Below are 12,179 nucleotides of genomic sequence, written 5' to 3'. Positions count from 1 at the left end.
AATTTTTCTGAGGATAAATAAAGTTTTTTAGATGTGCTTTCCTGCAAAATGCCTGTAAACATTTGTAAATAAATAGTGAATAATTAAAATTTATTTTATTCTTCTTTTCTCTAAGAAATCAATCAACGACAGCATGCAAAAATCCTTTCACCATATGTTCTTTTATGCAATATATAAGAAAAAAGAAGGGAAAATGCTAAAGACCTAGCAAAAATTAAGTAGGGGCCACGTTTAAAAGTTTGATTGCCAGCTAGCATGGTCGGGCATTGTGAGAGGATAGATCGAATGGCAGCATATACAATATACATTTAACTTAATTAACAAGTGTTTACAAAATATGAAAAAACTCATTCAAGAAATTGCGCATTTTAAAAAGAACCTTAGCGAGGAGGGGCGCGCTCTTTTTGCTCGGTTGGCCCTCGGGCAAAAGCCAGAAGCACTTTTTATTGCATGCTCTGATAGTCGCCTAATGCCCAGTCTTTTTGCTTCTACTCATCCGGGAAATATATTTGTGTTAAGAAATATTGGAAATTTAATACCCCCAGCTTCTTCCTCACTTTGCGATAGCAGTGCTTCGGCAGTATTAGAGTTTTCTACATTTTCTCTTAACGTTTCTGATATTATTGTTTGTGGTCATTCTGAATGTGGAGCTATGCAAGCTCTAGCCCGAGGAGTCGATGGCCATACTTGCCCCCATCTTGGTTCCTGGCTAAAGCATGGAGAAGAAGCTTTAAATAAAGTGAGAGAAGGAATTAGCCTTAACCCTTCTTTATCCGAGCATAACCAAATCTCTCAAATTAATGTGCTTCAACAAATGCAACATGTTATCAGCTATCCTTTCATTCAAGAACGCCTGGAAAAAAAGCAGCTTCGAGTGCATGGATGGTGGTTTGATATCGCACAAGCGGATGTCTACTATTATAAGCAAGATCTCCATCAATTTGTTTTGATCGATGAAGAAGAAGCTAATCTAATGGTAGATAATTTAAGATAATTCATAATTTATTGTTTTTTCTATAAAATTTTGCTTCAAATTTTTAAACCCTACCGATAAAAAATTATAAAGCTAGAATAGCTAACTTGTGGGCTAAAGATGGGTGGAGGATGAAAATATTAAGCAGGGGACAAGGAAAAATTTTGCTAAATTCTTTGATCTCTGACCTGTATTATGGATAAACCTACTGGCCCTAACGCTTCAATGTTGCTCTTTAATTCTCGAACGCTTGGTGGCATAAGTAGCTTTTAGTATTAATATCCATAGCAAGCATTGATTTATGCAAAAGCCTCTAGGTGCTCTTGCATGTTTTAAGAAAAGATACTTAACTAGCTTGTTTAGGAAATAATTTATCAAGGGGTTAATCCTTGTTTAACTTCAAGGCCCCTTTCTTAGGAAAATGAGGAAGAGGAAAAACCTGTCCCACATTTATAAAGGTTACTATCCCAATAGCGGCAGACACTTTTAAGACCATCTTCAATATTGAGTAAACGATTATATTTGGCGACCCGGTCTGTACGAGAAAGAGAGCCTGTTTTAATTTGCCCCGCATTTGTAGCCACGGCTATATCGGCAATTATGCTGTCTTCAGTTTCACCCGAACGATGAGAAATAATAGCAGCATAGCTATGGCTCTGCGCTAAGCGAATAGTTTCTAGCGTCTCAGTTAATGTGCCAATCTGGTTGGGTTTAATCAAAATGGAGTTAGCAACGTTTAAGTCAAAACCCCGCGACAGAAATTTAGGATTAGTCACAAAAATGTCATCCCCTACTAGCTGGACTTGATGTCCTAATTTTTTAGTAAGCTGCTGCCAACCAAGCCAATCATTTTCGGCCAGTCCATCTTCAATTGAATCGATAGGGAACTTCTTCACCAAATTTTCTAAATAATCTACGACTTCTTCGGCAGTTCGTTCCACAAAGGGTCTTTTTCTTTTTTGTTTCTTTTTCTCTTTATAAAGACCCGTAGATTCATCATAGAACTCAGAAGCTGCACAATCTAAGGCTAACGATACATCGATGCCAGGACGGTATCCTGCTTTTTCGATGGCTGAGACTATCAGTTCTAAAGCAATCTCATTAGACTCTAGATTAGGAGCAAAGCCTCCTTCATCACCTACCGCTGTAACATGGCCTTCTTCTTTAAGTATCCCTTTTAAAGTATGAAAAATTTCTGCTCCCCACCGTACAGCTTCATGAAAGGAAGGAGCTCCGGTAGGTCGAATCATAAATTCTTGAAAATCAAGCAGATTATCAGCATGAGCTCCGCCATTGAGAATGTTAATCATGGGGCAAGGAAGAATATGGGTATGAGCTCCACCGATGTAGCGATATAAGGGAAGTTTAGCATTAAGGGCTCCTGCTCGCGCTAAGGCTAAAGATGTTCCTAAAATTGCATTGGCTCCAAAACGGCTTTTATTCTCACAACCATCACTGGTGATCATCAGGCGATCTAGACGAGCCTGATCAAAGACATGTTCTCCTACTAGAATTTGAGCGAGAGGCCCATTAACATGCGTGATGGCTTTTTGCACACCTTTGCCTGCAAAACGTCTGTTATCCCCATCTCTAAGCTCTAAGGCTTCATGCTGACCTGTCGATGCTCCTGAAGGTACTGAAGCTTCGACGCTAATATCGCGATCGGTAGTAATCATGACTTTAAGGGTAGGATTACCGCGCGAATCTAAAATTTCTATAGCTTTTACTGAGCGAATATAGGACATGCTTTTACCTTCGAGTTAATTTTTTTTAAGATATAATCTAGGCGGTTTCTTATCAAGTAACTCTTCTTGAGGGATAAAATTTTAAAATTGCTTGCTCTCAAATGCCTAATTATACGCTGCTAAGCAGACTCTTCCTAAACCGTATCTATCAAAAAAAGGGCTTTTAAATCAAGAACAGCTAAGAGGCAGCTACGAAGGTCGGGGCAGAATTTCTTTACCATCGGCAAGAAGGCAGGGTGATGACCGTAAGAAAAGAAAGGCCTGCAATTACTGGTAAATCTTTTAGAATTTATTTGCATACGAAAACAAGGAAAAGCTAACGGCGCAAGTGCTCTTGCGATAGAGCTTCTAGCAAATACTGATAAGAAGCAAACCGCAAGGGGGAAAGCTTTTCGTTTTCTACGGCTGCAATTACAGCACATTCTTTTTCATGGGTATGAGAACAATTGGGGAACTTGCACTGTTGTCCAATTTCTTCAATTTCAGGAAAGTATTGCTCGACTTCTTCTTTATTAAGATCCCATAAACCAAAACTTTTAATTCCCGGAGTATCTATACACCAGCCACCAAATTCTAAGGAAATAAGCTTTGCCATAGTAGTAGTATGAGAACCTTTCTTAGTCTTTTCAACTACTTTTCCTACTTTAAAATTGAGGCCTGTAATGGCATTAATAAGAGAGGATTTACCTACTCCTGATTGCCCTGAAAAAACTGAGGCTTTATTTTTCATTATGCTTTTTAGTTGATCTAATCCTTGCTCGGTAACAATACTAACAGGTATGACATGAATCTGCGCGACTTTATAAGCATGCAGAAAATCTTTATAAAGCTCTTGTTCAGCCAAGGGTGTAGCTGGATGATCGAGTAAATCAATCTTGTTGACGACTATTATAGGTTCCATACCACCTTTACGTGCGGCTATAATGTAACGATCGACAAGAAAAGGCTTAAGAGGTGGATTGACAACGGAAACAGTAATTAATACCTGATCTATGTTAGCAGCGATTAATTGCTCTTGGCGCCTTGAAAGATTGTCAGCGCGTGATAGAACAGAATAACGTTCTTCAACATGCGCGATAAGGCCTTCTTGAGCATCTGTTTTTTGAAATAATACCAAGTCTCCTACGGTAACAAGATTTTTAAATTGTGTTTTTTCTTTTTTCAACAGTCCACGCATAGAACAGGCATAGATTGCATGCTCATGCTCTACCATAATTCCTTGGGGAGTAATAGATAGAACCCTACCCCGTAGTAAATCTTCTTTGGCAAGTTTGATATTTTGATGGAGTTCCTTATTTTTTTGCCATTTATCTCTATCTGTTTTTTTATATTTAGAGCGATCTTTTGCAGAGGCTAGCTTACGCTCTTTCCGTGAATTTTTCCGATCATCTTTATAATAATCGGCTTCAAGATCACAGCCCACCCATTTTTGAGGCATACGCGGTAGCTGATCTTTTTTAGGATGTTTCATAAAGGCTCCCTCTTTTGGCGCAAATTATAAAGTAAGAGCCCTGCTGCTACTGAAACATTAAGAGATTCCATTTCTCCAGACATAGGAATAGTGATCGATGAACCTATAGAAAAAGCTTCCTGAGAAGGTCCTTGAGCTTCATTGCTTAAAACTAAAAGGACTCCTGCCGAAGGCTTTACCTGCTCAAAAGGAACTCCATTAATATCGGCAACTAAACCTTGTAGGTTGTTTACTTTAATAATCTCTTGTAAGTCTTTCCAAGTACCTTGACGCATAGGAATTTTAAATACAGCTCCGCGAGAAGCACGCAGGGCTTTTTCATTAAAAGGATCGCAAGTTCCCTCAAGTAAAAAAATGCCTTCCCATCCTAAAGCTAGGGCCGAGCGAATAATGGTACCTAGATTGCCCGGATCATTGACACGATCCAAAGCCAAGAGGTATTTTTTTCCATAAAGATTAGAGAATTTAGGCATAGGAGCTTCAGCTAAAATGCCTTCAGAAGATTGAAGGCCTGATACTTTTTGAATAAGCGCAGGAGTCGCTAAAATAATTTTTTCGGCTTGCACATTTTTAGGTAAAAGATGGAGAGAAGAAGCTAAGATAGTTTTGAAAGTAAGCAAAGAATTGGCCTCAGCGATTAATTTGATCCCTTCAAGCACAAAGGCTTGATGATGCCAGCGATAATCATGATTTTGACGTAGCTTGACTAAATGTTTAACTAAAGGATGCTGAGGGCTAGAAAGCTCTTTCATAAAAATAAAGATTTATTACCTTGCGATAGCTAACTATAACTTTTTTTACTCCATCTTGCAATAGATGAATCGCGCCTCCTCTCCCTTCTCTTAAGTTCTTTATTTGGATTACCCTGCCTACTTTTGTTCGTTGCCTTAAGCAATCTTTTAATTTACACTCAATGATAAGAGCTAAAAATAGAGATTAAAGTTTCCAAGTTGTTTATTTTAAGGTTGCAGAAGCTTTTCCAAAGCGATAAATATCTTGTTTAAAAATCTTCTATTTCCATTGAAAGTTCTAAAGGATTTTAAAAGGAAGCTAAGGGATCAGAGGAGAGCTTCTGCTTTTAGCAAGATTGATAAGCTTCTTGTTTTTTTGAAGTTCATAACTGGCATACCGGAGTGCTTTACCATTTTGCTGAACAGCTGAAAGCACAATATGCTCAGCACTTTTAAAAATTTGGCTAGCATACTCAAGGGCCAAACCATTTTGCTTAAGAGCAACAAGCACAACATTCTCATTCTCCTTTAAAAGGGGGCCAATATACTCAAGGGCTAAGCCATTTTGCTCAAGGGCAGCAAGCACGACATCCTCATTGTTTTTAAGCTTTTCGCTAGCGTACTGTAGGGCCCAGCCATTCTGGCGCACAGCTTCAAGTACAATTTCTTTATTATCTTTAAGTTTTTCACTAGCATACTGCAGGGCCCAGCCGTTCTGCTGAACGGCGGCAATCACGATCTCCTTATTATTTTTAAACTCCTCGCTAACTTCTTGGAGCGTCGAGCCATGTTGCCGGACGGCAGCCAAGACCACTTGCTTATCATGTTGAAGCTCTTTGCTAGCATGCTCAAGTGCCCAGCCATCTTGCTGAACGGCGGCAAGCACCACGCTTTTATTGTTTTTGAGGTTTTCACTAGCATATTGAAGGGCCATGCCTTTTTGCTTGACAGCTGCGAGTACAATATCTTTATCATCTTTAAACTGTTTGTTGACATATTCGAGCGCCCAACCATTTTGCTTGACAATAGCAAGGAGCAGCTTTTTATTGTTCTTCGCCTTTTTATTGCTGCTTTGGGGAGCTGAACTCTTTCGTTCAACATTCGTTGTTATAGACTTTTTGTTACTGCTTCTAGAGCAAGTAAAATCCCAAATTCCTACGCTTATATTCCCTAGGATAGGGATCAATAAAATTATACATCGTTTAAAACTTTTAAGTCTGAGGTGAGCATGATAAGGGTTCTTAGGAAACTTTTGCTCTTGCTTAAAAGATAAAAGGATACATTTTTGGAAAATATCAACTAAATTAGTCACTGTGCTAACTAGAGGAATATAGTCTGCAACATTATCAATCGAACGGTAAGCTTGAGATAAATCATAGATTTTCATGGGAGCTTCCATATCAATTGGTTGTCTAACAAAGAAATTAATTTTAAATAAAAAATTATTTAAAACCTATAGAATTTATTTTATTTCCCTTTAAGGAAAGCTTGTGAAGCAAGGGAAAGTAGGCCTGCTTGTCCCCATGGTTTTAAGAGATTTTAGGCGGCCGAACTTTGATAAATATGCCTTTTTAAATAAGTACTAAAGGTGTTTATTTCCTAGTCAGCTTGGCTACTTTAATAAGCTCCTCGCTATTGCGCAACTTTGGGCTAGCATATTGAAGGGCCCAACCATTCTGTTGGACAGCAGCCTGCACAATATCTAGATTGTCTTTAAGTGCGGGACTAGCATATTGAAGGGCCCACCCATTCTGTTGGACAGCAGCCTGCACAATATCTAGATTGTCTTTAAGTGTGGGACTAGCATATTGAAGGGCCCAGCCATTTTGTTGGATAGCAGCAAGCACGACATCCTTATCATTTTGCAGTTGTGGGCTAGCAAATTCAAGAGCGTAGCCATCTTGCTTAACTGCGACAAGCACCACATCCTTATCATTTTTAAGCTTTTCGCTCGCATAGCGAAGCCTTAGGGGTCTTTTTTTAACAGCAGCCAGCACAATGTCTTTATCGTTCCTAAGCTCTTCGCTAGCCTCTTTAAGAGTCCAGCCCTCGTTCTGAATGGCAGCAATGATCATCTTTTTATTTTTTCTTAGCCTGGAGCTGGCGTATTGAAGGGCCCAGCCGTTTTCTTCAATAGCAGCAAGTACAATCTTGGGATCATCTTTAAGCTTGGAGCTGGCGTATTGAAGGGCTCCGCCATTTTGGCGAAGAGCCGTAAGTACGACATCCTTATCATTCTGCAGCCTAGGGCTAGCAAACTCAAGGGCCCAGCCATTTTGCTCGGCTGCAGCAAGTACAATGTTTTTATTGTCTTTCAGTTCGCGGCTAGCATATTGAAGTGCTTCGCCATTTTGCTTAACGGCTGCCAGCACGATATCTTTATCTTTTTGGAGTTCTAAGCGAGCGCTCTTAAGAGCAAGGCCATCTTTCTTAACAAGAGCAAATAAAGCTTCTTTATCTTTTTGAAGAGCTGTATGATTAGGAGAAAAATTCTTATCTTGTTGCTTTTTATTAGCATCATTTCGATGCAGGAAGTCGATGATACCAATGGTGAGATTACCCAAAACAGGAATCAGCAAGGTTATGCACCTTCCAAAGCTTTTACGGCTAAGGTGGCTATAGTAATGGCTTTTTATTAAGCTTTCTTTTGATATGAAGGTCGCAATAATACATTTCTGGAAGAGATCGACTAAATTAGTGACCGTGCTGACAACAGGGATATAGTCACTGATATTATCTATCCTACTGCATGCCTGAGATAAATTGCTTATTCCCATTTTGTATCTCCTTGATCTCATTTAGATGTGAACCAAATTTAATTTCAGTTTGATTTAAATCCAACAAAAAAAGTAATTTTTTTTGTTCTGCTTAATTGGAGGCTGTCTTTTATTACTGAGATTTGAGGTAAAAAATATTTTTAGATGCTCAGTTTTATCTCTTGAATAAAACCACCTTTATAGAATTTTTAGATAAGCTCATGAAGAAAAATTATTAACCCAAGTTAACATACATAGCGCTTGACAACTCCAGAAAGTTATAGCCATACGCTCAACAGAACTAGCTTTACTTCAAGCTCTAACTGGGCATCCTTCCAAGGCATCTAACCTTATATTACTTCGACAAGGCCAGCTTGTTATGTTGCTAAATAACTATCACAACTCTTAATTGATGGACTCTATACTTGAGAAATTTATGATTTAATTTTTCTAGCCCTACTGCTGAGGGCTTAATGGTTTAAGCCATTTCATGCCTTCTGCACAAGCAGTCTTTAGAAAAAGGTAGGCAGCACGGAGATAAAGCGTGAAAATTGAATCATTATAAGCTTAAACTACAGATAGGCGATCTAGGTTGAAATATTTTAGCAAAGCCAATGGATGGTTTTAAAAAATCAAAGAGGAATACGACTCTACCTTGGGTGTTTCACCAAATAAAGCAAAAGAAAAAGCCCCCTTTATACTGAATGCCGGTGGCTTGAAATGTTTATATTACCGATACTAACAATCAAACAAATTTCTGCTTGCTGCCAAGGGGGCTATGATCAAAATAAAAATGCTCCTTTGAGCTCTAAAAGTTGCTATATCTGGTATAAAACCCCGGTGAATCGACTCCTCTACCCTTTAATTTTCTTTATTTAGCTCTGCCAAAAAGAGTGAGGGCTCCTCCTCCTACAATCATAGCTATCCCGCCAATAATATACCACATTGTATTGTCTGTATAGCGGCCCGTAACATCTTCTACGACCTTCTCTGTGAAAGCTTGAGAAGAATTGATGCCAAATAATAGAAGAGCAATTCCAACTGCTAAGCTAACCAAACCTAATATACGCATAAATTCTCCTGAGGTAAATAATTTAAAAATTAGCTAATTTTGTATGACTGATAAAAAAGCTTTTTACATAATCCATTCTACTATTTCAAGCTGTAAAGTTATTATAGCTGACTCCTATATTTTGTATAGTTTTTTTCTGGCTTTAAAAGACCCTTGCAAAAGCCTTTAGTTCAAATTCGGCCAATGTTTGGACTGCTGCAGCATTTTTATGCTTTCCTCAGGGGCTTGCAGATTATGCAAAATAGCGTTCTTTTCTGCTTCTTGCAATAAAAGGCCCATGCTTTTACCAGGCAAAACTCCTAAAGATTTAAGCATACTGGAAGTCACTAAAGGCTGTTTTTTTCTCGCGCGTTCAATATGAGGTTTCAAGCGTTCCTTCTTCTGTTCATGCTCTTGATAAAAAGCTTCTTCACTATCTTCAGATAGGCGGGCTGCGAAGATCTCTAGACATACTTGAGAGTATGAATGAGCGTAAAAGTGGACCCATTCAGGATCAGGAAGCCTTTGAGCTACGGATAAAAGTTGCTTTCCAGTCTGCACAAAAATAGCAAGCTTAGTCTCTTCCTTGCTGAGGCGCAAGTAACTGCAAAGGTTTTGCAGCTGTTGCGTATCAAAAGAGGGGAATAGCTCAAGGATATATAAAATAGTAGGAGTATAGGTAGGAAACCTTGAAAAAGGACTAAGATATTGACTTAAATCTTTTAGATTTAAGAGAGCAAGTGAAGGAAAAATAACTCCTAATAGACCCAAGCGGTGCATTTCCATCAAAGCATTTGCAAAATGAGGGTAACCAGCCATTTTTACAAATTCTTTCCATACTCTTTCTATAGCAACAGCTGGAAAAAGAGTGCTAGCCTTTTCTTGAATAGCCTGTTGGGTGGCTTCATCTAACCGAAAATTAAAGCGGGCAGAAAAACGTATAGCTCTTAGCATACGTAAACGATCTTCGGAAAAACGCTCAAAAGGGTCTCCTACTGTGCGGATAAGACCTAATTCTAAATCTTTTCTTCCTTCCACGTAATCATAAATCTTTTCTTCCAAAGGGTCATAGAACATGCTATTGATAGTAAAGTCTCGACGTTTTACATCTTCTTCTTCATTGGATAGTTCAATGCTTTTTGGCTTTCTACCGTCGACATATTCTAAGTCTTTTCTGAAAGTAGACACTTCAAATTGATATCCCTCTAATATGACGATGACCACTCCAAAAGCTAAGCCTACTAAAAAGGTATGAGGGAAAAGTTTTAAAATCACCTCAGGGGGTGCATCTGTAGCAATATCTATATCAGCTGAAGGTTGGTTCATCAAATAGTCGCGTACCCAACCGCCGGCAAAATAAGCTTTGTACCCCGCTTGGTTTAACTTTTTTACAATATCTGTAGCTAATTTTTTAATCTGCATAGAATCATGTTACTAAAAAAAGCTATAAGGAGGCAAGAGATAGCAAGGCATTCTTGCAATCTATAAAACTAACGATCATCTTTATTTTGTTTTCTTTCTTCAAGCTACTTCAGGAATGCTTTTATCTTTTGATATCCTTCTCCTTGCTTGCTTATGAGTCATCCTTTATACTTGAGAAATTTAAGCGAGTAATAAGTATTATGCCTTCAAAAATTCGTGTTCTTGATGAACATACTATTAATAAGATCGCAGCAGGCGAAGTCATTGAAAGCCCAGCTTCTGTAGTAAAAGAATTAATGGAAAATTCTTTAGATGCAGGCGCTACAGAGATTTGCGTAGAGATTAAAGGAGGGGGACGCCAGCTTATCCGCGTAACTGACAATGGTGCAGGAATGCAGCAGGATGATGCCGTACTTTGCCTGGAACGCCATGCTACTTCTAAAATTAAAGAAGTAGAAGATATCCAGTCAATTTTCTCTATGGGATTTCGAGGAGAAGCTATTCCTTCAATTGCTTCTATTTCCAAATTCACTCTCTTGACTGCTCCACAAGAGGGAGGGGAAGGCACCCTTGTGATTGTGGAAGGAGGAAAGCCCATGCACTGTGGCACCGCTGCCCGTGCTCCTGGAACGACGATTGAAGTGAAGTCTCTTTTTTTTAATGTCCCGGTAAGAAGAAAATTTCAAAAATCTCCTGCCTATGAAGCTCAGGAAATTCACAAAATCATTACCCTACTTGCTCTTGGACATCCCCATGTTAAATTTCAATTGATCAACAATCAGATTAATGAAATCCAAACGGGAGGCTCTCCGGGCAAAGCTTTTTCCCATCAATTGAAGGAGAGAATTGCTGCATTAATGGGAGCCGAGTTTGTGACGAGCTGTTGTGAAGTAGAGATTACAAATGGTGATTATAGCTTGCATGGATATGTAGGAGCTCCTCATTATTCTCGTCAAAATCGTACCGGTCAATATCTTTTTATTAACAAGCGCGCTGTTTTTTCTCCCTTGATATCTGCAGTTGTGCGGGATGCCTATGGCACAAGTTTGCCGACTAATCGACATCCTATTTTTGTGTTACATTTGAATGTGCCCGGTGAGACCGTGGATGTAAATGTCCACCCGCAAAAAAAAGAGGTCCGACTTCGTCAAGAAAATATATTAAGAGAATTAGTCCTTAAAGGAATCCAGCAAGCTATTCATAAAGGTAATGCAAATTTTTGCCGAGATCATCAGCCTATTCATGAAGATTTTAGTTCTCCGCCATCTACCTCCACCTTTATAATGCCTGCCGTTAAACCGGCTTTTTCCTTGCATCCTGTACAAGAGAGAGATTTAGCTAAAGAGTATCAGCCGCTGCCCCCTATGGCTAAGGTTCCCTTTAAAGAGGAACCTCAGCCTTCTTTCCATGTTCCTCTTACCCAAGAAAAACGTTCTTTTCCTCGTGTTTTGGCAACGATACCAGGTTATATTATTTTGGATGCTTACTCATTAGAAGCGTGGAAACAGGTATCCTCTGATACACTTTGCTTAGTAGATCAGAAGGCAGCACATGCTCGAGTGATTTTTGAAAATTTGCTGCAGGCACGCACTGGAAGTGCAGCTGTTCAATCTTTATTAATTCCTCATCATATCAATTTGCCTCCCTCGGAAGCAGCTGCGCTATCTACGAACCTAGATGATTTTGCGCGGATGGGAGTGCATATCCATGAAAGTGGGCCTCATAGCTTTATGATAGATGCTATCCCAGCTACATTCGGAAATATAGATCTTTCCAAATGGGTAGTAGACCTGTTAGATATGATGCACAACTTTCCGGAAGGTAAAATGAGGGATAAAGAAATGGAAAAACGCTTATCCGTAGCAGCAAGCCATGCTGCCGTCCATTACCGCAAGCGCTTGCAAACAGAAGAAGCTCAATCGCTAGTCAATCAATTGTTTGCAACCTCTATGCCTTTTTTTTGCCCTCAAGGAAAGTCTACTCTTGCTTTTATAAGCACCGAAGAGATATTTAGAAATTTTAAAGGGTAG

General features: G+C 39.1%; 9 protein-coding genes. 2 read left to right on the top strand and 7 right to left on the bottom strand.

Translation table 11 applies throughout. The features are described 5' to 3' along the window. The first annotated feature begins 337 nt into the window (after positions 1–337). Positions 338–994: a carbonic anhydrase gene (locus NEOC84_RS08160; RefSeq protein ID WP_166157882.1), complete on the top strand. Its 657-nt coding sequence runs from the start codon at positions 338–340 to the stop codon at positions 992–994. Positions 995–1,386: 392 nt separating this feature from the next. On the opposite strand, the gene eno is transcribed toward NEOC84_RS08160, so the two are convergent. The 7 genes from eno to NEOC84_RS08125 all read right to left on the bottom strand — a co-directional run bounded on the left by eno (position 1,387) and on the right by NEOC84_RS08125 (position 10,149). Beyond that, positions 1,387–2,718: a phosphopyruvate hydratase gene (gene eno / locus NEOC84_RS08155; protein ID WP_166157879.1), complete on the bottom strand. Its 1,332-nt coding sequence runs from the start codon at positions 2,716–2,718 to the stop codon at positions 1,387–1,389. A gap of 316 nt (positions 2,719–3,034) precedes the next feature. After that, positions 3,035–4,189 (bottom strand): ribosome small subunit-dependent GTPase A, encoded by a 1,155-nt coding sequence (gene rsgA, locus NEOC84_RS08150; RefSeq protein WP_242678239.1) that lies wholly within the window; start codon positions 4,187–4,189, stop codon positions 3,035–3,037. After that, positions 4,186–4,941: an RNA methyltransferase gene (locus NEOC84_RS08145; protein WP_166157876.1), complete on the bottom strand. Its 756-nt coding sequence runs from the start codon at positions 4,939–4,941 to the stop codon at positions 4,186–4,188. Before NEOC84_RS08145 ends, rsgA begins: the two co-directional genes overlap by 4 nt. 298 nt (positions 4,942–5,239) lie before the next feature. Next, positions 5,240–6,307 (bottom strand): DUF4116 domain-containing protein, encoded by a 1,068-nt coding sequence (locus NEOC84_RS08140; protein ID WP_166157873.1) that lies wholly within the window; start codon positions 6,305–6,307, stop codon positions 5,240–5,242. A 205-nt stretch (positions 6,308–6,512) separates the two neighbouring features. Beyond that, positions 6,513–7,697, bottom strand: coding sequence for a DUF4116 domain-containing protein (locus tag NEOC84_RS08135; RefSeq protein ID WP_166157870.1), 1,185 nt, complete (start codon positions 7,695–7,697; stop codon positions 6,513–6,515). Positions 7,698–8,547: 850 nt separating this feature from the next. Next, on the bottom strand, positions 8,548–8,748 hold the full coding sequence (locus tag NEOC84_RS08130) for a DUF3185 family protein (RefSeq protein ID WP_039383053.1): 201 nt from the start codon (positions 8,746–8,748) through the stop codon (positions 8,548–8,550). Between the two features lie 165 nt (positions 8,749–8,913). After that, complete coding sequence (locus NEOC84_RS08125) at positions 8,914–10,149, bottom strand: CCA tRNA nucleotidyltransferase (protein WP_166157867.1); 1,236 nt, start codon at positions 10,147–10,149, stop codon at positions 8,914–8,916. Positions 10,150–10,349: 200 nt separating this feature from the next. On the opposite strand from NEOC84_RS08125, the gene mutL reads away from it, so the two are divergent. Continuing rightward, positions 10,350–12,179: a DNA mismatch repair endonuclease MutL gene (gene mutL, locus NEOC84_RS08120; protein ID WP_166157864.1), complete on the top strand. Its 1,830-nt coding sequence runs from the start codon at positions 10,350–10,352 to the stop codon at positions 12,177–12,179.

The organism is Neochlamydia sp. AcF84, assembly GCF_011087585.1.
GTDB lineage: Bacteria > Chlamydiota > Chlamydiia > Chlamydiales > Parachlamydiaceae > Neochlamydia.
Note: the sequence above shows the minus strand (reverse complement) of the source record. Positions and strands in the feature narration are given on the sequence as shown.